Source organism: Pseudomonas sp. SWRI51 (assembly GCF_014268825.1).
Taxonomy (GTDB): Bacteria; Pseudomonadota; Gammaproteobacteria; order Pseudomonadales; family Pseudomonadaceae; genus Aquipseudomonas; species Aquipseudomonas farsensis.
On sequence record NZ_JABWRG010000002.1, the window covers coordinates 143,917 to 165,545 of the forward strand.

Here is a 21,629-nt window from a genome sequence, read left to right on the forward strand (position 1 = left end):
AGCGGCGCTCGATCTCGCAGACAACGGTATACTCGGCGGCCTCTTCAACCCGGACCCGCCCTCTCCATGCGCCAAGCCCTGCTCATTGTCGACGTGCAATCCACCTTCAGCCCTTCGGAAAAACTGGTTGATGGCATCCGCGCACTGTCGGCCAACATTCCCGCCATCGCCTCCATCGAGCTGCATGACGAGCAGGTCACGCCGTTCCAGCGCCAGCTTGGCTGGCACCCGGCAAGCGACGATATCGCGCTGGTGGAAGCCGACCAGGTGTTCGTCAAACACGGCTACGGGCAAAGCCCGGAAGCGATTGCCTACCTGAAGGGGTTGGGGGTGGAGCGCGTGCTGGTGTGCGGGCTGCAAACCGAAACCTGCGTGCTCGCCGCAGGTTTTGCCCTGTTCGATGCAGGGCTGTGCCCCACGCTGGTGACCGACCTGACCATGGGCTCGTCGCTGGACCGCTCCGGCCAGATCGGCATCGACCTGTGGAAGCACCATTTCGGCCAGGTCACTACCGCAGCTGAGGTGGTAGCTGGTCTTCACGCGAATCAATCATCCTCAATCGAATCCCGCCAGGCCTAACCAAATAAGCTGGCTTGGTAGGCCTGCCACCGGGCATACCAAGCCAGCCTTCACTCAGGTCAGCGTTCTACGAACGTTGCCGGGACGGCACCGGGAATGCCCACACCGGTGCATATCACCGATATGGACAAGTAACCATCCTGCATCCGCAGCATGTACCACCCATTCGGTTGAACGCCGGCATGTGGGGGCACGGCCACACAGTTATCCACTTCCCAGACCCCATTGTTTTTGCGGCCAGTTAGCCCTGTGGCGATGACAGCGGGCACACTCGAGTCATAAATTTCAGTCGTCATGTTGGTTTCCTTCCAGTCAAGTTAGGTAGCTGTGGGTCTCCGGAGCTCCGTCTGGCGCTGACTCCGCCCGCGCATCCCTGGCCCACATCCTCACGCTATCGAGTTGCCGCAACCCGGTGAAGTAGCGTTACCGTAACCCTCAGGGGGTCTGGGGATACGGGCCTTCAACGAACGCCCCAAGGGCCAGGTCGAAATGCAGGATGGTCGTGTTACCGGCACTCGGCTTCACCGCGGCATAACGGCCGAATTGCAGGCTTGTCGGCCTTGCCGCCACGCGCGGGGCGCTGGTCAATACGGGGGCGGCCGGCCTCAGCAGAACCCGTGGCAGCGTGCTGCCATTACCGATTCCGCTGCCCACGAACACCCATAGCAGCGGCTCGGTGCTGGCCACGATCTGGGTCTGCATCCGCTGGGCAGTGAAGTAGCGCAATGGCGAGGGGTGCTCGGCCCGGCCCGCCGCTTTCCAGTAGACAAAACCGGCAAGGCCAGCCTGCACGGGCCGCGCATTGGGCGGCGCGTCGAAGTACAGGCTCAGGTAACCAGGCAAGCCGGCCCCGTCCTCACTGATGCTTCGGCCATCGAAACGGTAGGCACGGCCAGTTTGTGCGCTATGGGAGGCGCTCATGACCACCTCCCCAAGGGGCAAAACCCACTGGTTGGAAACGTACAGCTCGCGATCGAGTTCCAATATCAGCTCGGCGCTGTCCACCAGTGGCAACTCCAGTGCCACCGCCACCACCATCGCCTCGGTTGGCGACGACGGTTCCGGCAGCACCACGATGATCTGCTGCCCTGTATCGATGAGAAACTGCCTGGCCTCATCGTTGACAGACAAGGTCAGTTGCAGGGGCGCCGCCATGCCTGCCGGGCTCAGCAGAAACCAGGCAAGCAAGGCAATCCGCAGCCGGTAAACAGACATGCACACCTCTGCCCGAAAGAAAGACACCCGTATGCGCCCCAGGCGTATACGGGTGTCGTTGCAACACAACAGGCCGATCAGCGCGGCGAGTTGATGATGGTGCCGATGGTCGACCCAGAACTGACCGGGTTCACCGACGCAGCGCCAGGCCGGTTGCTGATGGCATAGGTGCTTGGCAGAACCTGCAGCTCATACTTGATGGCGCTGGCAGAGAAAGCGAAGGTGCAGCCTGGCGCCGATACGCTTGCCTGCACATTGCCGGACTTCAGGGACCTCTGCGCGGCCACGAGCAAAATGTTATCCAGTGGTTTCATCACAATGGACCCTTGCGGGTTCAGGGTGAATGCACAGAACGGCAGGTACTTGTCACCCTGAGGAGTCGCCACCAACCCTGCAAGCCCCACGGTCAGTGGCGGAGTGCCGGCCGGGCGGTTGTTGAACAACCCCAGGCTGTCAGCCGGTACGCCCGTCACGCCACCCGAAACGAAGCCGCCGCTGGGATTGAACGTCTGGGCATTGCCGAGCGACAGTTCGCCGGAAGTCTTCTCCATTTCGATGGTGGTATTGGCCGCGATATCACGCTGAGTGGTCACGTACAGCTTGTACTTGGGGGTGTATTCGATAGCGACCTTGCCGAAGATATCGCCAAAGGGCACCGAGAACCAGGTGGGTACACCGGCAGTGAGCTGGTTGGGCCCCTCTGCCCCTTTGAAGCCAAGCAAGTAGTAACCCTGCTTCTGCAACTGCTCCAGCACCTCCATTTCCGGGGCCGAATTGAAGTCGAAATTCATCGCGAATGTAGTCATGGCGTCACCTGTCGATCCTTAACACATTGAGGTTTGCCAGCCCTTGATTGCTCCTGGCTGACGATCGAACCACCGCCTGGCCTACATCCTTCCCTGGCCAGACCGGTGGGCTCGAGAGCAAACCTAACAAGCGTCATGCAGCGGGATAAGTAGCGTTACCGTAACGCCTGCGCACTGTGGGTGGGCGCGTTGAGAAACGCTTGCAAGGCGTCGCAGATCGACAACGCCATGGCCTGCTGGTGGGTAAGCGCCAGGTGCGCGGCGCCGTCGAACTGCTCTGACCAGGCCAGGCAACCGGACTGCACCTCGATCACCCGCACACAGGTCCGAACCCGCTCGGCATCGACATGCACACTGCCCTCAAGGCGGTGGCAAGACTTGTCCTCCAACGCCCGCTCGCTACCGTGTTCGATGATGATTCGCCGGCCGAGATTCTTGTACAGCAGGTGGGTCAGTTCCTCGTGCAGCCCGAGGGCGAAATACTCACCATGGGCATCCGCGGACACGCATTTGAACGGGCTGACAGCGAATGCACCCGCATCAGGCCGATTGAGCGCGGGGGCGCGCCTGCGCTGGAAAACCGGCATGTAGCAGCCCAGAGGCACCACGATTTCAATGCATGCCAGGCATTCAGGGGCTGCATAGTGGTTTTTCAGTTTCGTCCGCAGGCGCCCGACCTGCACCCTGACGACAGGGTCTTCGCCGGGGCTGTAGTGCAGCGGATCGCGGTCGAAAACGCCGATGCCGATGGCGTATTCGCTGGTGTCCCGGGCGCAATCGGTAATGGCCCGTTCGACCAGATACGCCAACAACCGGCTCATTCGCGGAGACTTGTGAAACGTATCACTGGCCAAGAGCGCGTCCCTGGCCGCACGGATGTCTTCAACGGCAACGCGATCGCGTCCAATACACGTTAGATGTGCATCAGCCATGGCATGAATTTCCTCTGCGTCCTTACATGGAAAATGGTGCGCATGCCGTGTGACTGAATTCGCTACATCCGTGTATCTGCGTTGTTGCCATACGGCATCCCAGCAACGGCAAGCAACCGCACCCACCTGCGTGCGCAGTTGCAGTCTTGGCGCCTGGGCACAGTTTATCGCTGGGGTGGGGCACCGGGCAGTAACGTTACGGTAGCCACCGGGAGGCCATCAGGGCTGCTTAGCAGCCCAACGCGGGGCAAGCCCGCTCGCCACACAGAGATGATGGCGATTTTGCGCCATCCATCACTGTCGCAGCGGGCTGCGGCCTATGGGAGCTTGCCAAGCTCAGCGCGAGCTGTGCAAACCGGCAGCCCTGGCCCGCGCTGCGTGCAGTTTCTTGTAGCTCTCCACAAGGCGCAGGTGGCGGTCCAGGCCCTCAAGCTTGGTGCTGGTCGGGGTCAGGCCATAGAAGCGTACGCTGCCATCGACCGAACCCAACGCCGCGTCCATGCGCACATCACCAAACATGCGGCGCAGGTTGGCTTCGTAGTCGGCCATTTCCAGATCGTCGTCCAGCACCACCTCCAGCACCACGTTCAGCGCCTGGTAGAACAGGCCGCGTTCGACGGTGTTGTCGTTGAATTGCAGGAACATCTCCACCAGCTCCTTGGCATCGTCAAAGCGCTGCAAGGCCAGGTGCGTGAGCAGCTTCAGCTCAAGAATGGTCAGTTGCCCCCACACCGTGTTGTCGTCGAACTCGACGCCAATCAGCGTGGTGATGGTGGTGTAATCGTCCACCTCGGCGTTGTCCAGGCGCTTTAGCAACAGCTTCAGCGAGCGGTTGTCGAGCTTGTGCAGGTTGAGAATGTCACTGCGGAAACCCAGCGCGCGGTTGGTGTTGTCCCAGATCAGGTCCTCGACCGGGTAGATTTCCGAATAGCCCGGCACCAGAATGCGGCACGCAGTGGCGCCCAGGTCGTCGTAGACGGCCATGTACACCTCCTTGCCCTGCTCCTCGAGGATGCCGAACAGCGTGGCGGCCTCCTGCGCATTGGCGTTTTCGCCGCTGGCGCTGAAGTCCCACTCGACGAACTCGAAGTCTGCCTTGGCGCTGAAGAAGCGCCACGACACCACACCGCTGGAGTCGATGAAGTGTTCGACGAAGTTGTTCGGCTCGGTCAGCGCGTGGCTTTCGAAGGTCGGCTGTGGCAAGTCGTTGAGGCCTTCGAAGCTGCGCCCTTGCAGCAGTTCGGTGAGGCTGCGCTCAAGCGCCACTTCAAGGCTTGGGTGGGCGCCGAACGAGGCGAATACGCCACCGGTGCGCGGGTTCATCAAGGTCACGCACATGACCGGGAATTCCCCGCCCAGCGACGCATCCTTGACCAGCACCGGGAAGCCCTGCTCCTCCAGCCCCTGAATACCGGCAACGATGCCAGGGTATTTGGCCAGTACCTCCTGCGGCACATCCGGCAGGCACAGCTCGCCTTCGAGGATTTCGCGCTTCACCGCCCGCTCGAAGATCTCCGACAGGCACTGCACTTGCGCCTCGGCCAGGGTGTTGCCGGCACTCATGCCGTTGCTCAGGTAGAGGTTTTCGATCAGGTTGGACGGGAAGTACACCGTCTCACCGTCCGACTGGCGTACGAACGGCAGCGAGCAGATGCCGCGCTCCTTGTTGCCGGAGTTGGTGTCGTACAGGTGCGAACCGCGCAGCTCGCCGTCGGGGTTGAAGATTTCCAGGCAGTAGGCATCGAGAATTTCCGCCGGCAGCGCGTCTTTCGGGCCGGGCTTGAACCACTGCTCGTTGGGGTAATGCACGAACGCCGCATTGGCGATGTCCTCACCCCAGAACTGGTCGTTGTAGAAGAAGTTGCAGTTCAGCCGCTCGATGAACTCGCCCAGCGCCGAGGCCAGCGCGGCCTCTTTGGTCGCGCCCTTGCCGTTGGTGAAGCACATCGGCGACTGTGCGTCGCGCACATGCAGCGACCACACGTTGGGCACGATATTGCGCCACGAGGCGATCTCGATCTTCATCCCGAGGCCGGCCAGGATCGCCGACATGTTGGCGATGGTCTGCTCCAGCGGCAGGTCCTTGCCGGGGATGCAGGTGCGCGTGTCGGACACCGGCATCAGCAGCGCCTGGGCATCGGCGTCGAGGTTGTCGACCTGCTCGATGATGAACTCGGGGCCGGTCTGCACCACCTTCTTCACCGTGCAGCGGTCGATGGAGCGCAGGATGCCCTGGCGGTCCTTGTCGCTGATGTCCTCGGGGAGCTCGACCTGGATCTTGAAAATCTGGTTGTAGCGGTTTTCCGGGTCGACGATGTTGTTCTGCGACAGGCGAATATTCTCGGTCGGGATATCGCGGGTCTGGCAGTACAGCTTGACGAAGTACGCCGCGCACAGCGCCGAGGAGGCAAGGAAGTAATCGAACGGCCCAGGCGCCGAGCCATCGCCCTTGTAGCGGATGGGTTGGTCGGCGATTACCGTGAAGTCGTCGAACTTGGCTTCAAGACGAAGGTTGTCGAGAAAATTGACCTTGATTTCCATGCGAAGGGGTACCAGAAAGCGGGGCGGAAAATGCCGCGCATTATCCGGGATTTTTGCCGGGAAGTGTTGCTGGGTGTTTGCAGCGCTGATACTCACGGACGGGCGGGCCTGACCGGGCCAGTTGCTGAACCCGGTCATTGGCGCCGCCTGGCGGGTTCAGGCCTGGGTGTCGACCATACTGCCCGAGCTGGCGCTACCGAGCTTGACCAGGGCCTCCAGCAACTGCGCTGTGGCCGCCTGGATCTGGCCGCTCAAGGTGGCGATGCTGGCCTGCTTGGCCATGACCTGCGGCAGCTTGATACTGTCATCGACCTTCTGCGCCATAAGCGCTGCCAGTTGCTTCTGCTCTTCGGCCATCTGTTTCTGCAACTCTTTGATCATCTCGCGCAGTTGCTTGATGTGCGCAGGCTCGTCGCTTTGCGGCTCGCTGGCCGCAGCCTTCTTTTGCGCCTCGGTCACCGAAGACCCCAGCGCCAGCGCGGTGCCGTCAATCTGCAACGAGGTCTGCTTGCCTTCGCTGCTGTCATCCGCAGCCGCTGTGGTGAGCGGTTGGGTGGCGGCCGGGTTGCTGATGCTGATACCGCTGATACCTGCCATGCCCGTGATCTCCGTAAATTGGACGTGTCGATAAGCGCACTATCGGCAGCGCCACGCCAGGCTTGAGCGCCAGCGCGCGATAAATTTGCCAGCCGCCCATTCGTCCACCTGATACCCAAGCCCTGTCCGGGTGCCGTCAAGGCCCCGGCCGGGCGCTCCGATCAGCCCAGCACGAGATGGCAATGACCAAGACCCGTTCCCGCAAAGCCCTGTACATAGGCCTGCCCCTGGCCCTGGCGGTTGCCCTGGGCAGCGCCGCCGGCTACCTCTACTGGCAGCAAAAGGACGCCGGCTACCCGCACAAGATCGTCGAACAGGCCACAGCCCTGCATGAGCACATGCTGTCGTTCGACAGCCACGTTACCGTGCCGCTGGACCTGGGCAGCGCCGGCAACGAGCTGGACAAGGACGGGCCAGGCCAGTTCGACCTGGTCAAGGCTGGCCGTGGTCGCCTGTCGGGGGCCGCGCTGACGGTGTTTGGCTGGCCGGAAATCTGGAACGGCGAGAACGCCCCGCACCGCCCTACCCCGGGCTTTGTCGACGCCGCCCGGCACGAGCAGGAAGTGCGCTACAAGATCATCACCGGCATGGTCCGCGACTTCCCCAACCAGGTCGGCATTGCCTACACCCCGGCAGATTTGCGCCGCCTCAATGGCGAAGGCAAGTTCGCCATTTTCATCAGCATGCTCAACGCCTACCCGCTGGGCCATGACCTGAGCCAGCTCGACCTGTGGGCTGCGCGCGGCATGCGCATGTTCGGTTTCAGCTACACCGGCAACAATGACTGGGCCGATTCGTCGCGCCCGCTGCCGTTCTTCAACGACACCGCCGACGCCTTGGGCGGGCTGTCGCCGCTGGGCGAGCAGGCGGTAGCTCGGCTGAACGACCTTGGGGTGATCATCGACGTCTCGCAAATGTCCACGCTGGCCCTTGAAGACGTCGCCCGCCTGTCGCGCGCGCCGCTGGTGGCTTCGCACTCGGCGCCCCGCGCCCTGGTGGACATCCCGCGCAATCTGTCCGACAAGGAAATGCAGCTGATCCGCGACAGCGGCGGCGTGATCCAGGTGGTCGGTTTCGGCCAGTACCTCAAGCCCCTGAGCAAGCCGGTGCTGGACAAACTCGACGCGCTGCGCGCGCGCTTTGACCTGCAACCGCTGCAAGGCCTGGCCAATGCCTTGATGCCAGGCGATGCCGTCATCGCCATCTGGCCCGAGGCGCGCTTTGGCGAATACGCAGGCTCCCTGTACGGCATCCTTGAAGAAGAACCCAAGGCCACCCTCAAGCAATACGTCGATGCCATCGACTACACCGTGAAAAAAGTCGGTATCGACCACGTCGGCATCAGTTCGGACTTCAACGACGGCGGCGGCCTGGAAGGCTGGAAGGACGTCAGCGAAATCCGCAATGTCACCGCCGAGCTGCTGACCCGTGGCTACAGCGAAACCGACATCGCCAAGCTCTGGGCAGGCAACTTTCTGCGCACCTGGGAACAGGTACAAAAATCCGCCCGCCCCGTCGCCAACCGCTGAGCATTACCCGATGAGCAACCGCCGTACCTTTCTCAAACAGGCAAGCGTACTGGCCGCAAGCCTGCCATTGCTGGCCCATGGGCAAACCCCTGCCAGCAAACCGCTGAGCGGCGCAGACAAGTGGCGCAACCTGCGTGAACTGTTCCCGCTGGACCCAAGCATCGCCCACTTCGCCAACTTTCTGGTCACCGCTCACCCGCGCCCGGTGCAAGCGGCCATCGACCGTCACCGCGCCGACCTGGACCGCAACCCGGCGGCGCTGATGGACTGGGAAAGCCAGTACGAATGGCAGCGCGAAGACGAGGTGCGCGAGTGGGCCGGGCGCTACCTGGAAGTCGGCCCGCGGCAGATCGCGCTGACCGGCAGCACCACCGAGGGCCTGGCGCTGATCTACGGCGGCCTGCAAGTCGGCGCTGGCCAGGAAATTCTGGTCACCGAGCACGAGCATTATTCAGCGCAAAAGGCCCTGGCCTTCCGCACCCAGCGCCAAGGCACCGCAGTGCGCAGCATCCGCCTGTTCGACGACCCCTGGACGGTGTCCACCGACCAGGTGCTGAGCACCTTGGACAAGGCCATCAAACCCCACACCCGGGTGCTGGGCATGACCTGGGTGCATTCGGGCAGCGGCGTCAAACTGCCGGTGGGCGAGATCGGCGAACTGGTGCGCCAGCACAACCGCAACCGCAGTGAAGCCGAGCGCATTCTGTATGTGGTCGACGGCGTGCACGGCTTTGGGGTCGAAAACGCGCGCTTTGCCGACTTCAAGTGCGACTACTTCATTGCCGGCACCCACAAATGGATGTTCGGCCCGCGCGGCACCGGCATCATCTGCGCGGCCTCGACCGGCATGGAGCACCTTACGCCGACCATCGCCACGTTCTCTCGCGACGAAGACTTCGCCACCATCATGACCCCAGGCGGCTACCACGCCTTCGAACACCGCTGGGCCGCAGGCGAAGCTTTCAAGCTGCACCTGCAACTGGGCAAGGCCGATGTGCAGCAGCGCATCCACCAACTCAACGGCCTGTTCAAGGAGCGCCTGAGCGAGCACCGGCAGATCCAGGTGGTGACGCCGCGCAGCGAACGCTACTCGGCAGGCTTCAGTTTCTTCCGCATCAAGGACCGTGACCCCGACGCCGTCGCCGCCCACCTCACCGCCAACAAGGTGATGTGCGATGCGGTGTACCGCGATGTCGGCCCGGTCATCCGCCTGGCGCCGAGCCTGCTCAACGATGAGCAGCAGATCGACCGCGCCATGGCCCTGATCACCCAGCAACTTTGAACAAGGCAGCATCATGAACGCACCGTTGTATCGACTGACCTTGGCCGCCGCAGTGGCCTTATGCAGCCTGCCAGCCCTGGCTGCACAACCTGCCGGCAAACCCGGCACCGTGTTTCGCGATTGCAGCAAGGCATGCCCGGAAATGGTTGTGCTGCCCGCAGGCACGTTCACCATGGGCACACCGGACGATGAAATGGGCCGCCAGGACGACGAAAGCCCACAGCACCCGGTAACCTTCGCCAAGCCTTTTGCCATCAGCCGCTTCCAGGTGACTGCCGGGGAATGGGACGCCTACCTCAAGGCCACCGGGGTGAAGATCCCCGACGGCGATGACCGCCCAGGCCGGCGCTGTACCGCCAGCAAGCCCAGCTACCAGCAGGGCCCGCGCCAACCAGCGGTGTGCATGAGCTACGCGGAGATCGAGCAGTACGTGCAGTGGCTGTCGCGCAGCACCGGCAAGCGCTACGCCATGGTCAGCGAAGCGCAGCGCGAATATGCAGCCCGCGCCGGCAGCACCGGCCCATTCCCTTTCGAGCCTGACGCAAACTTTGAAATCAGCCAGTACGCCAACGTCTACGGGCCCAAGGACGGTTTCAGCTTCAGCTCTCCGGTCGGCAGCTTCCCGGCCAACGCGTTCGGCGTCTACGACATGCACGGCAACGTCTACGAATGGGTTGCCGACTGCTACCACGACAGCTACAGCGGCGCCCCGGCCGACGGCAGCGCGCGCACTGAGCCTGGCTGCCGGCAGATCGTGATTCGTGGCAACGACTGGGGCGAGGCGCCGATTTTCTCGCGCTCAGGCAACCGCAATACCACGGTGCGCGACGACCGTGGCGACTGGCTTGGTTTTCGTGTGATCCGCGAGCTCTGAAGCAACAGGCAGCGCTAAATTCTGCCCCCTCTGGCTCGTTCCTATCGGTGTACTTGCGCAGGACTCGGGCGCCCTTTCGCGGCGCCCATTCGACCATCCAAGGAACCGCAACCATGAGCCAGACAGCTTCGCCCGACACCATCCACGACCTCATCGGGGTCGGCTTCGGCCCCTCCAACCTGGCCTTGGCCATCGCCCTGGAAGAGCTTGCCGAAACCAACGGCCACGCCCTCGACGCACTGTTCATCGACAAGCAGACCGACTACCGCTGGCACGGCAACACCCTGGCCACCCAGAGCGAGCTGCAGATTTCCTTCCTCAAGGACCTGGTCTCGCTGCGCAACCCCACCAGCCCCTACAGTTTCGTCAACTACCTGCACCAGAAGCAGCGCCTGGCCGACTTCATCAACCTGGGCACCTTCTACCCGTGCCGCCTGGAGTTCAACGACTACCTGCGCTGGGCCGCCGACCATTTCGCCACCCAGGCGGTGTATGGCGAAGAAGTGCTGCGCATCGAGCCGGCACTCAACGATGGCAAGGTCGACCACCTGCGCCTGGTCTCGCGTGACCAGCAAGGCCGCGAATACACCCGCCGTGCCCGCTCCGTAGTAGTCGGCAGTGGCGGCACGCCGAAAATCCCAGAGGCGTTCCGCGCATTCAAGGATGACCCGCGGGTATTCCACCACTCGCAATACCTGGCCGGCCTGCAAAAACTGCCGTGCACCCAGGGCAAGCCCATGCGCATTGCCGTCATCGGCTCCGGCCAGAGCGCCGCCGAAGCGTTCATCGACCTGAATGACAGCTTCCCGTCGGTGAAGGTCGACATGATCCTGCGCGCCTCGGCACTCAAGCCTGCCGACGACAGCCCGTTCGTCAACGAAATCTTCGCCCCTGAATACACCGACTTGGTGTTCAACCAGCCCCACGCCGAGCGGGCAAAGTTGGTCAACGAGTACCACAACACCAACTATTCGGTGGTCGACGTCGACCTGATCGAGCGCATCTACGGCATTCTGTATCGCCAGAAAGTCGCCCATCAGTACCGCCACCACGTGCTGTGCCGACGCGATATCGAACAAGTGGTCAACACTGCCGAAGGTATCGAGCTGACCCTGCGCGACCTGGCCACCGATGTGCGCCAGACCCACCGCTACGACGCCGTGATTCTGGCCACCGGCTACGAGCGCCGCTCGCACCGCGAGCTGCTGGCGCCGCTGCAACAGCACCTCAAGGACTTCGAGGTGGACCGCGACTACCGCGCCCTGGCCAGCCCCGAGTTCGCTGCCGGCGTTTACCTGCAAGGCTTCTGCGAGGCCTCCCACGGGCTTTCCGACACGCTGCTTTCGGTACTGCCGGCCCGCGCCCTGGAAATTGGCCAGTCGCTGTACCAGCATCTCGGCAACCAGGCCAGCAACGCCCCGGCCGCCCTGCGCGCAACCAGCGCCTGACCACGGGAACCCACCGATGAGCACTTCCAACCGTGGGGCCCTGCGCGAGCTGCTGGTCCTGCTCAAGCCGTTCTGGCCGATCGTCACCCTATCCATTGCCCTGGGCATGCTCGGCGGCCTGAGCGTGACAACGCTGCTGGCCACCATCAACGGCGCGTTGCATGCCGAAGGCGACCTGGGGCACAGCTTGATGCTGGGCTTCGCCGGTTTGTGCCTGCTGGCGCTGGTCAGCACGATTCTGTCGGACATCGGCACCAACTATGTCGGCCAGCACATCATCGCCAAGCTACGCAAGACGCTTGGCGAGAAGGTACTCGCCGCACCCATCGAGCAGATTGAACGCTTTCGCAGCCACCGGCTGATCCCGGTGCTGACCCACGACGTGGACACCATAAGCGACTTTGCCTTCGCCTTCGCGCCGCTGGCAATCTCGCTGACGGTGACACTGGGGTGCCTCGGTTACCTGGCGATGCTGTCATGGCCGATGTTCCTGCTGATGCTGGCGGCGATTGCGATTGGCACCACCGCCCAGTATTTCGCCCAGTCGGTCGGGGTGCGCGGCTTCATGGCCGCGCGCGACGCCGAGGACGATCTGCAACGCCAGTACAACGCGGTCGCAGGCGGCGCGAAGGAGCTGCGCATCCATCGCCCGCGCCGCCACCGCATGTTCGTCCACGGCATCCAGGCCACCGCCGACTTCATCTGCAGGACGCAGATCCGTTCGATCAATACCTTCGTCATCGCCAAGACCTTTGGCTCGATGCTGTTCTTCGTGGTGATCGGCGTGGCGCTGATGATGCACACCTCAGGGCCAGGCCAGGACAAGGCGGTGATCAGTGGCTTCGTGCTGGTGCTGCTGTACATGAAAGGGCCGCTTGAACACCTGATCGGCACATTGCCTATCGTCGGCCGCGCCGGCATCGCGTTCCAGCGTATTGCCGAGCTGTCCCGGCAGTTTTCCTCGCCGGAACCGCACCTGCTGCTCAGCGACGCACCGGCGCCTGCCGCCTCGGTGCGCAGCCTGGAGTTGGTCGACGTCACCTACGCCTTCGCGCCAGTGGGCGATGCCGCGCCGTTTCGCCTGGGGCCGGTCAACCTGCGCATCGAACAGGGCGAGATCATCTTCATCGTCGGCGAGAACGGATGTGGCAAGACCACGCTGATCAAGCTGCTGCTGGGGCTGTATGCGCCGCAACAGGGGCAGGTACTGCTGGATGACCAGGTGATCGAGGCCAGTGACCGGGACCAGTACCGGCAACTGTTCACCACCATCTTCGCCGATTACTACCTGTTCGACGATGTCATCCAGGGTGAGCAATCCATCCCCGAAGATGCAAACCAGTACCTGGAGCGGCTGGAGATTTCGCATAAGGTCAGAGTCGAGGACGGCAAGTTCACCACCACCGACCTGTCGACCGGCCAGCGCAAGCGCCTGGCGCTGGTCAATGCCTGGCTGGAGCAGCGTCCAGTGCTGGTGTTCGACGAGTGGGCAGCCGACCAGGACCCGACCTTCCGCCGGATTTTCTACACCGAGCTGCTGCCGGACCTCAAACGCATGGGCAAGACGATCATCGTGATTTCCCACGATGACCGCTACTTCGACATCGCCGACCAACTGGTGCGCATGCAAGCCGGTCGGGTCATCACCCAGAGCGTGCCGGCCTGACTGCAGCCCTCGCCGGGGCTGCACTGCAGCCCTACTGCCAAACGAGCGTCCACGGCCCGTGCAGTTGTGTTTTCCGGTTTTTACATCGTGATGCGTCTAATTATCACTTACTGGTCAATCTAGAAGAAAAACTGCCCGCTTCCTTCAGGAGTTGTTCCACTCATGTCTCACCTGAACTTGTCCCCACTGGCCCGAGCCCTACGTTCATCGCGCAGCCACCGCGCGGTACTGCCTGGCGCCGTGCTTGCGCTGATGCTGCTGGGGAGCAGCGCCGCGCACGCCGAACAGGTCTCGGTCAATATCGCCGCACAGCCGCTGTCCAGCGCCCTGCAGCAGTTGGGTCAACAGACCAACCTGCAGATCCTGTACAGCCCTGACTTGGTGCAGGGCCTGAAGTCCGCGCCGGTTTCCGGGTCGCTGTCCACCGAGCAAGCCCTGCAGCGCCTGCTGCAGGGTAGCGGCCTGTCCTACCGGGTCGATGGCAATACCGTCCTGCTGATGGCTCCGCCCACTGCCGGGGAGGCTGCGCTGGAACTGAGCCCGACGTCGATTTCCGGCATGGCGCCAGGTTCGGTCACCGAAGGCACCGGTCTGTACACCACCTACATGTCCAGTAGCTCGACGCGCCTGAACCTGACCCAGAAGGAAACCCCGCAGTCGGTCACCGTGGTCACCCGTCAGCGCCTGGACGACCAGAAGCTCACCAACCTGACCGAAGTTCTGGAAGCCACACCCGGTATTACTGTTCTGCGTACCGGCATCGGCGCCGAGAACGATACCTACTGGTCGCGCGGCTTCCAGATCAACAACTTCGAAGTCGACGGTGTACCGACCTCGCCACGCCTGGACAACACCACCCAGAGCACGGCGATGTACGACCGCGTCGAGATCGTGCGCGGCGCCACCGGCCTCATCAGCGGCACCGGCACTCCGTCGGCGACCATCAACATGATCCGCAAGCGCCCCACCGCAACCTTCCAGGGTAGCGTGACCGCCGAGGCCGGTAGCTGGGACCGCTACGGCACCGGCTTCGACGTCTCCGGCCCGCTCACCGAGACGGGCAACATCCGCGCGCGCTTGGTGGTGGACTACAAGACGCAGAACTCCTTCGTTGACCGCCTGGAGCAAGACACCCAGCTGGTCTACGGCATTTCCGAGTTCGACCTGAGCGAAGCGACCATGCTCACCGTCGGCTTCAGCTACCTCAACAGCCAGGTCGATGACCCGCTGCGTACCGGTTTCCAGGTGCGCTATGCCGATGGCAGCAAGACTGACTTCAGCCGCTCGAAAAACAGCGCGGCGAACTGGTCGTACAACGACCGCAAGCAGACCAACGTGTTCACCTCGCTGGAGCACCAGTTCGATAACGGCTGGAGCGGCAAGGTCGAAGTGAGCCATAGCGTCATGGACTTCGACGAGCTGATCACCTACATGAACGGCTCGATCAGCGCAGTCGACGGTTCGGGCGCGTACCTGTACCCCAACCGCTGGTCTGGCAAGCCTCGGCAGAACAACCTCGATGCCTACCTGTCCGGCCCGTTCAGCCTGTTTGGCCGCGAACATGAGTTGATCACCGGCGTCACCCTGTCGCGCTACACCGAAAATACCCCCGACCATGGCGGTTGGTTCGGCCCGTGGACCGGCTACGACGGCACCATCGGCAATATCTGGGACTGGGATGGCAGCGGCGCGCGCCCCGACACCACCACCAAGGGCAAGACCTACATCCAGGAAAACCAGTACGCTGCCTACATGACCGGGCGCTTCCATGTCACCGACGACCTGGCCGTGATCCTCGGTGGCCGCGTCACCGACTGGAGACGGACCAGCGACTACCAGAACTGGGTTGACCCAACCCTCGATACCAAGAGCGACGAGAACCGCCACGGCGTGTTCCTGCCCTACGCCGGCGTGGTCTACGACCTCAATGAAACCTGGTCGGTCTATGGCAGCTACACCAAGATCTTCAACCCGCAGCCCTATGGCGTGCGCGACGCCAACTTCAAGCCGCTCGATCCCCAAGAGGGCACCGGGTACGAGGTGGGCCTGAAGGGTAGCTTCAACGACGACAAGCTCAACGCAAGCCTTGCGCTGTTCCGCATCGACCAGGACAACCTGGCGGTGTATGAGCGCGCGCCGGATATCTACCGAGCCGAGCAAGGCACCACCACCGACGGTGTCGAGCTGGAGCTCAATGGTGAACTGGCCGAGGGCTGGCAAGCCTTTGCAGGCTACGCCTACAGTGTCAGCACCGACGCCGATGACAACCGCATCGTCACCAACACGCCGCGCCACAGCGCCAAGACCTTCACCACCTATCGCCTGCCTGGCATCTTCGATGACAAGCTGACCGTTGGCGGCGGGGTCAACTGGCAGAGCAAGACTGGCCAGGACCTGCACACGTTCACCCAGGGCAGCTACGCCGTCGCCAACCTGATGGCACGCTACGACATCACCCAGAACCTGAGTGCTTCGCTGAACCTGAACAACGTCTTCGACCGCAAGTACTATTCCTACGTCGATGCCTGGGGCGTCTATGGCGCGCCGCGCAACTTCATGACCAGCGTGCAATACAAGTTCTGAACCAAGGCTTGCACTTGCCTCCCCGGTTCAAGACAAACGCCTTGAACCGGGGAGGCACATGCACAGTGCAGCTTCCCCCGTAGCGACTCAGCGCAGCGCCTCGCGCACGACGTGCACCAACCTTTCGTACACCTCATCGATTTCTGCCGTTACCAGACGCATGCGCAGAAAGTCGTGCACCAACCCCTCGAATACCTCACAGCACACCGTCACACCCTGCGCTTTGAGGTGCTGGGCGTACGCCTGCCCTTCATCGAGCAAAGGGTCGAACCCAGCCAGCCCCAGGTACGCCGGCGCCACGCCTTGCAGGCCGGTGGCCAGCAGCGGCGAGAAGCGCCACTGCGCGCGATCTTCCGGGCTGCGGGCATAGTGGTCGTAGAACCATTCCAGGGTCGCGCTTTCCAGCAGGTAGCCCTCGGCAAACAAGGTGCGTGACTCGGCGCACTGCGACGCATCGGCCACCGGGTAGCAGAGCAGTTGCAAGCGCGGCTGGATCGGCCCGCCGCTACGCGCAGCATCGATCGCCAGCACACTGGCCAGCGTTGCCCCAACACTATCACCGCCCACCACGACGCGGCTGGCGTCGAGCCCCAGTGCGCAGGCATTGGCCTCAAGCCAGGCCAAGGCATCGGCGCAGTCGTCAAGCGCTACCGGAAAACGCTGCTCCGGGGCACGCCGGTAATCAACCGTCAGCACCGCGCACGGGGTGCGCGCGCAGAACTCGCGGCAAACGCCATCGTGGGAGGCAATGCTACCCACCACGAAGCCGCCACCATGCAAGTACAGCAGCACCGGCAACGGCTGCGCGCTGGCGCCCTGTGGACGATACAGGCGCAGCGCCAACTGCGCGCCATCGCGGGCGCGGCAGTACAGGTCCTCGGTGTCGACCTGCGGCACGTTCCAGCGCATGCGCAGCGAGGCTTGTTCGAAGGCTTCGCGGGCCTGGGCAGGGGTACTCTGGTGGAAAGCCATCGACTGGCCATCACCTGGGCTGGCCTCGATCAGATCGAGGAATTCGGCAATTTCGCGGTTCAGTGACATGACATGGGTCCCAGGCCGGGCGCAGCTGCGCCGGGCCTCTGTGCAAGAAAGAAAAGGTTCAGTCGCCCTGGACGTGCAGGCAGTGCTCGATCAACAGCAGCAGTTGCGCCTCGAACTGCTGCATCAAGGCGTCGATAGTGCCTTGGCGGAAGCGCCGGTTGCTGTAGATGCAGCGGAACGACAACTTGCCATCGAACACCTGCCCAACCACCTCCAGCCAGTTGGCCAGGCTCGCCTGTTGCGAGAAGCTGTCACCGACGCTTTCCGGGCCCGGCAAGAACAAGGCATGCTCGGCATCGAAGCTCTGGTCGAGCTGGCCCAGGTAGTTGAAGGTGACCTGGGCCTGCGGCAGCTCGGCCAGGCGCTCACACACCCACGGCTGGTCCATGTGCCGCAGCACGCCGTAGCCAATCCCCTTGTTCGGCACCGCCGCCAGTTGCTCACGGACCGCCATGATCGATTCGCCAGGGCCCGTGCCGGGGCTCAGGCGCACCGGGTACATGCTGGTGAACCAGCCCAAGGTGCGGCTGAGGTCCAACTGCTCGAACAGGTCCTCGCGGCCGTGCCCCTCCAGCAACACCAACGCCGAGTCAGTGCTGCCCCACTGGCACAGGGCCCGGCTCAGGGCGGTCAGCAACAGGTCGTTGATCTGGGTTTGATAGGCTGCCGGCGCCTGCTTGAGCAATTGCCCGGTGGCGACGGCATCAAGGCTGAACGATGCCTCGTCACGGTGGCACATCAAGTTGCCGCCGCGCGGGTTGTCACAACGCAGCGGCGCGTCCTCGCGGTCGAGTTGCCCCAGCCAGTAGTCCAGCTCACGCTCGCGCAGTACCGGGGCGTGCCCGGCAAGGCCGGCAGCCCATTCGCCAAAGCTGCTGGTACGCACCGGCAGCTGGGGCTCGCGCCCCGCCAGGCAAGCCTGGTAGGCCAGTTGCAGATCCTGCAGCAGCACCCGCCAGGACACCCCGTCGATGACCAGGTGATGGATGACCAGCAACAGCCGCACCTGGCCATTGCCCAAGGTTGCCAGCAAGCCACGCATCAGCGGGCCCTGAGCCAGGTCAAGGCTACGCTGCACCTGGTTGGCCATGTCCTCCAGCGCGTCCTCGTCGGCCACCTCGCGCACCCATAACAGCGGGTCGTGCGCAAGGCCCTGCAGGCATTCCTGCAACGGCTGATAACGCTGGATCCATCGCCCCTGCTGCTGGCTGAAACGCAGGCGCAGGGCATCGTGCTGGCCAAGCATGCAAGTCAACGTGCGTTGCAGCGCATCGACATCCAGCGCCTGGTTGGCACGCAGCAACAAAGCCTGGTTGAAATGCTCGGGCGAGTGGGTCTGGGCGCTGAAGAACCATTCCTGGATCGGAATCAGCGGGAAGGCCCCCTCCACCACCGCAGCCTGGTGCTCGCCGGTTGCCCGCGACACGCCCTGCTGGTCGAACAGATTGGCGATGGTCTGGCAGCGCATCAGGTCGCGCAACTTGAGTTCGAGCTTCAGTTGCCCGTGGTTGCGCACCCGCGAAATCACTTGCAGGCTGAGAATCGAGTCACCGCCCAGTTCGAAGAAGTTGTCGGTGATGCCGACCTGCTCCACCTGCAGCACCTCGGCCCAGATCTGCGCCATCCACTGTTCTTCGTCGCTGCGCGGCGGCACATGGCTGGCAACATCGAACGACGGTTCCGGCAGGGCCTTGCGGTCAATCTTGCCATTGGGTGAAAGCGGCAGGCGCTCAAGGCAGATCACCTGCAACGGCACCATGTAGGCCGGCAGGGTCTCGGCCAGGGCCGCCTTGAGCGCGTCACCGCGCAACGGTTCGGTGGTTGCCACATAGCCCACCAGTTGCTTGCCCGAAACGCCATCGCGGGCGATGACCACGGCATCCACGACACCGGGCTGCTGACGCAGGCAAGCCTCGATCTCGCCCAGTTCGATGCGGAACCCTCGCACCTTGACCTGGTGGTCCAACCGCCCGACATAGTCCAGCACGCCACTCTGGCGCAGCCGCACCAGGTCGCCGGAGCGATAGAAGCGCGCGCCCGGAGCGCCGAAAGGGTCCGGCACGAAGCGCTCGGCAGTGGCCGACGGGCGCTGGTAGTAGCCACGAGCAACGCCACGGCCGCCAATGAACAGTTGCCCGGCAAAACCGGCCGGCAGCGGATTGAGGTCATCGTCCAGCACCTGCAACGAACGCTGTCCGACCACCCGCCCGATGGGCGCATAGGCCGCTCCACAGGGTTCCTCTGCCGGCGCTTTCCACAGCATCGGCGTAACCACCGTCTCAGTCGGGCCGTAGCCATTGGTGATCAGCCGTGGTCGCAGCACAGTGCGCACCTCAGCCAGGGTGCGCTCCGGCACCGCATCACCGCCCAGGCAGTAGATGCCCACGTCAGGCGCCTGGCAGCCGCTGAGCTGCACATACTCGGCCACCTGTTTGAGGTAGGCCGGTGGGAAACAGGCAATATCGATGCGGCCATGCCCCAAAGCCTCGCAGGTTTGCTGCGGGGTCCACAATTCATCGTCACGCAGCACCAGGGTGCCGCCCACCGACAACGTGGTGAGCCAGCGTTCGTGGGCACCGTCGAAGGCGAACGACATGAAATGCAGCTCACGGGTGCCGGCCTGCATCTCGTACAGCTCGGCAATCGCCTGGCAATGCATGCTCAACGGCCCATGGCTGACGGCGACCCCTTTGGGCACGCCGGTCGAACCTGAGGTGTAGATCAGATAGGCCAGGCTATGTTCGTGCAGCACCGGCAGCAGCGCGGGCGCCGTGGGTGCGGCATCGGCCAGCGTGGCCGGATCCAGCGGCACCAGCCCGTCGGGCAAGGCCAGGCGCCGGCCCAGGTCGGCGCGGCCGATCAGCTGGGCCATGCCGCTGTCCTGGATCATGAACGCCAGGCGTTCGGCCGGGTAGTCCAGGTCAAGCGGAACGTAGGCCGCGCCGCTCTTGAACACCGCCAGCAATGCCACCAGCATGTCCAGCGAACGCTCCAGGGCAACGCCGACCAACACTTCCGGCCCTGCGCCGCGCGCCAGCAGATGGCGCGCCAGCTGGCTGGCACGCGCCTCCAGTTGCCCATAGCTGATGGCCTGGCCTGCGCACTCAGCGGCAATCGCCTCGGGCCGCGCAGCCGCCTGCCGGGCAATCAGGCCGGGCAGCAGCAGCGGCTGGTATTGCTGTGCAGGCACCGCGCCCCAGGTATCGAGCGCCTGGGCTTGTACAGGGGTCAGGCGCTGCAGGTTGCCGATGGGCGCCGCCGGCGTTTCGATCATCGACTGCAGCAGGGTTTCCATCAGCTCGCGGATACCTTGCACCGCCTCTGATGTGAAGTGGCTACGCAGGAACAGGTATTCGATCGAAAGCGTCTCGCCAAGTGTCACCGCCAGGTCCATGGGGAAGTTGGTGACGTCGTGGCTGCTCGACTCGCCGAAGCGCAACCCGCCCTGGGCTTGCTCCAGGCGCTGGTCGATGGGGTAGTTCTCGAACACGATGATACTGTCGAACAACGCCTGCCCGCCCTGCCCCGACCAGCGCTGGATATCCGCCAGTGGCGCATGGGCGTGCTCGCGCAGGTCGAGGTTGTCGGCCTGCAGCTGCTGCAACCAGAGGTCCAGGCGCTGCGCCGGGTCCAGGGTCTGGATCACCGGCAGGGTATTGATGAACAGGCCCAGCATGTTCTGCGCGTTGGGCAGGCTGTCCGGGCGCCCGGCCACGGTTGCGCCGAAGGCCACGCTGCGCTGTCCGGTGTAACGCTGCAACAGCAACAGCCAGGCGCCCTGGATCAGGGTATTGGCGGTGATGCCCTGGCTGCGGCAATGTTGCTGCAACGCTGCGGTACGCCGCGCATCCCAACGCGTGTAGAGCGCCTCGTGGCCTGGCAGCTCGGCACTGTGCCGAGGGTGGATGGCCTGGCTCAGTTGGGTGGGGGCGTCGAGCAGGCGCAGCCGCTTCTGCCAGTAGCCCTGCAGACGGCTCTGGTCCTGGGCCTGCAACCAGGCGATGAAGTCGCCATAGCGGCCACTGTCACCGGTCACCTCGCCACTGGCGTAGTGCTGCAACACCTCGCCGAACAACTGCGAGCTGCTCCAGCCATCCATGAGGATGTGGTGGCTGGTCCACACCAGGCGGTGTTCGCTGTCGTGGGTGCGTACCAGCAGCAGGCGTTGCAACGGCACCTGGCTGAGGTCGAACCCCCGCTGGGCGCGGGCCAGCGCTTCAAGGTCGGCATCGGTGAAGCTGCGTGCGCGCCAGTCGAACACGCTCATCGCCACCTCGACATGGCGATGCACCACCTGCAGCGGCGCGCTCTGCCCGCCTTGCCAGTGGAATGAGGTGCGCAGAATGTCGTGACGCCCGATCACATGCTGCCAGGCGGCACGGAACCGCTCGGCGTCGAGCCCCTCGACCGGCAGGCTGAGCTGGTTGACGTAAAGATCGCTGCCTTCATCGGACAGCGTGTGGAACAGCATGCCCTGCTGCATGGGCGACAACGGGTAGATGTCTTCGATGTCAGCCACCGCCACCGGCAATGCAT

At 63.6% G+C, this 21,629-nt stretch carries 15 protein-coding genes; 7 read left to right on the forward strand and 8 right to left on the reverse strand.

From position 1 onward, the window contains the following. Window positions 1-66: 66 nt before the first annotated feature. Entirely contained in the window at window positions 67-579 is a 513-nt protein-coding gene (locus HU720_RS01440) for an isochorismatase family protein (protein ID WP_186516685.1), read from the forward strand. Between the two features lie 59 nt (window positions 580-638). On the opposite strand, the gene HU720_RS01445 is transcribed toward HU720_RS01440, so the two are convergent. The 6 genes from HU720_RS01445 to HU720_RS01470 form a co-directional block, all read right to left on the reverse strand. Further along, window positions 639-875 (reverse strand): hypothetical protein, encoded by a 237-nt coding sequence (locus tag HU720_RS01445; protein ID WP_186516687.1) that lies wholly within the window; start codon window positions 873-875, stop codon window positions 639-641. Window positions 876-1,014: 139 nt separating this feature from the next. Next, a complete protein-coding gene (locus HU720_RS01450; RefSeq protein WP_186516689.1) occupies window positions 1,015-1,794 on the reverse strand; it encodes a hypothetical protein in 780 nt (259 codons plus the stop codon). 77 nt (window positions 1,795-1,871) lie between these two features. After that, entirely contained in the window at window positions 1,872-2,600 is a 729-nt protein-coding gene (locus tag HU720_RS01455; RefSeq protein ID WP_186516691.1) for a hypothetical protein, read from the reverse strand. A 155-nt stretch (window positions 2,601-2,755) separates the two neighbouring features. Next, on the reverse strand, window positions 2,756-3,421 hold the full coding sequence (locus tag HU720_RS01460; protein ID WP_225917352.1) for a hypothetical protein: 666 nt from the start codon (window positions 3,419-3,421) through the stop codon (window positions 2,756-2,758). Window positions 3,422-3,868: 447 nt separating this feature from the next. Continuing rightward, a complete protein-coding gene (locus HU720_RS01465) occupies window positions 3,869-6,073 on the reverse strand; it encodes an OsmC domain/YcaO domain-containing protein (RefSeq protein ID WP_186516721.1) in 2,205 nt (734 codons plus the stop codon). 156 nt (window positions 6,074-6,229) lie between these two features. Continuing rightward, window positions 6,230-6,670 (reverse strand): hypothetical protein, encoded by a 441-nt coding sequence (locus HU720_RS01470; RefSeq protein WP_186516696.1) that lies wholly within the window; start codon window positions 6,668-6,670, stop codon window positions 6,230-6,232. A 182-nt stretch (window positions 6,671-6,852) separates the two neighbouring features. Here HU720_RS01470 and pvdM point away from each other — a divergent pair, with 182 nt between their 5' ends. The 6 genes from pvdM to HU720_RS01500 all read left to right on the forward strand — a co-directional run bounded on the left by pvdM (window position 6,853) and on the right by HU720_RS01500 (window position 16,052). Further along, window positions 6,853-8,199: a pyoverdine-tailoring dipeptidase-like protein PvdM gene (pvdM, locus tag HU720_RS01475; protein WP_186516698.1), complete on the forward strand. Its 1,347-nt coding sequence runs from the start codon at window positions 6,853-6,855 to the stop codon at window positions 8,197-8,199. A gap of 10 nt (window positions 8,200-8,209) precedes the next feature. Then, on the forward strand, window positions 8,210-9,481 hold the full coding sequence (locus HU720_RS01480; protein WP_186516700.1) for an aminotransferase class V-fold PLP-dependent enzyme: 1,272 nt from the start codon (window positions 8,210-8,212) through the stop codon (window positions 9,479-9,481). Between the two features lie 13 nt (window positions 9,482-9,494). Further along, window positions 9,495-10,355, forward strand: a complete 861-nt coding sequence (locus tag HU720_RS01485) for a formylglycine-generating enzyme family protein (RefSeq protein WP_186516702.1) — start codon at window positions 9,495-9,497, stop codon at window positions 10,353-10,355. A gap of 113 nt (window positions 10,356-10,468) precedes the next feature. Beyond that, complete coding sequence (locus tag HU720_RS01490) at window positions 10,469-11,803, forward strand: SidA/IucD/PvdA family monooxygenase (protein WP_186516705.1); 1,335 nt, start codon at window positions 10,469-10,471, stop codon at window positions 11,801-11,803. A gap of 16 nt (window positions 11,804-11,819) precedes the next feature. Further along, on the forward strand, window positions 11,820-13,469 hold the full coding sequence (locus HU720_RS01495) for a cyclic peptide export ABC transporter (RefSeq protein WP_186516707.1): 1,650 nt from the start codon (window positions 11,820-11,822) through the stop codon (window positions 13,467-13,469). A 162-nt stretch (window positions 13,470-13,631) separates the two neighbouring features. Continuing rightward, window positions 13,632-16,052 carry a TonB-dependent receptor gene (locus tag HU720_RS01500; RefSeq protein ID WP_186516709.1) on the forward strand — a complete coding sequence of 807 codons (2,421 nt, stop codon included), beginning with the start codon at window positions 13,632-13,634 and terminating at the stop codon, window positions 16,050-16,052. An 87-nt stretch (window positions 16,053-16,139) separates the two neighbouring features. On the opposite strand, the gene HU720_RS01505 is transcribed toward HU720_RS01500, so the two are convergent. Further along, complete coding sequence (locus HU720_RS01505; protein ID WP_186516710.1) at window positions 16,140-17,093, reverse strand: alpha/beta hydrolase; 954 nt, start codon at window positions 17,091-17,093, stop codon at window positions 16,140-16,142. Between the two features lie 58 nt (window positions 17,094-17,151). Beyond that, window positions 17,152-21,629, reverse strand: a 4,478-nt coding sequence (locus tag HU720_RS01510) for a non-ribosomal peptide synthetase (protein WP_186516711.1), incomplete at its 5' end; no start/stop codon positions are given.

Coding starts and splice junctions, on each gene's coding strand:
- HU720_RS01445 (WP_186516687.1), bottom strand. CDS start 875: ATGACGACTGAAATTTATGACTCGAGTGTGCCCGCTGTCATCGCCACA.
- HU720_RS01440 (WP_186516685.1), top strand. CDS start 67: ATGCGCCAAGCCCTGCTCATTGTCGACGTGCAATCCACCTTCAGCCCT.
- HU720_RS01480 (WP_186516700.1), top strand. CDS start 8,210: ATGAGCAACCGCCGTACCTTTCTCAAACAGGCAAGCGTACTGGCCGCA.
- HU720_RS01500 (WP_186516709.1), top strand. CDS start 13,632: ATGTCTCACCTGAACTTGTCCCCACTGGCCCGAGCCCTACGTTCATCG.
- HU720_RS01465 (WP_186516721.1), bottom strand. CDS start 6,073: ATGGAAATCAAGGTCAATTTTCTCGACAACCTTCGTCTTGAAGCCAAG.
- HU720_RS01490 (WP_186516705.1), top strand. CDS start 10,469: ATGAGCCAGACAGCTTCGCCCGACACCATCCACGACCTCATCGGGGTC.
- HU720_RS01485 (WP_186516702.1), top strand. CDS start 9,495: ATGAACGCACCGTTGTATCGACTGACCTTGGCCGCCGCAGTGGCCTTA.
- HU720_RS01460 (WP_225917352.1), bottom strand. CDS start 3,421: ATGAGCCGGTTGTTGGCGTATCTGGTCGAACGGGCCATTACCGATTGC.
- HU720_RS01470 (WP_186516696.1), bottom strand. CDS start 6,670: ATGGCAGGTATCAGCGGTATCAGCATCAGCAACCCGGCCGCCACCCAA.
- HU720_RS01455 (WP_186516691.1), bottom strand. CDS start 2,600: ATGACTACATTCGCGATGAATTTCGACTTCAATTCGGCCCCGGAAATG.
- HU720_RS01495 (WP_186516707.1), top strand. CDS start 11,820: ATGAGCACTTCCAACCGTGGGGCCCTGCGCGAGCTGCTGGTCCTGCTC.
- pvdM (WP_186516698.1), top strand. CDS start 6,853: ATGACCAAGACCCGTTCCCGCAAAGCCCTGTACATAGGCCTGCCCCTG.
- HU720_RS01450 (WP_186516689.1), bottom strand. CDS start 1,794: ATGTCTGTTTACCGGCTGCGGATTGCCTTGCTTGCCTGGTTTCTGCTG.
- HU720_RS01505 (WP_186516710.1), bottom strand. CDS start 17,093: ATGTCACTGAACCGCGAAATTGCCGAATTCCTCGATCTGATCGAGGCC.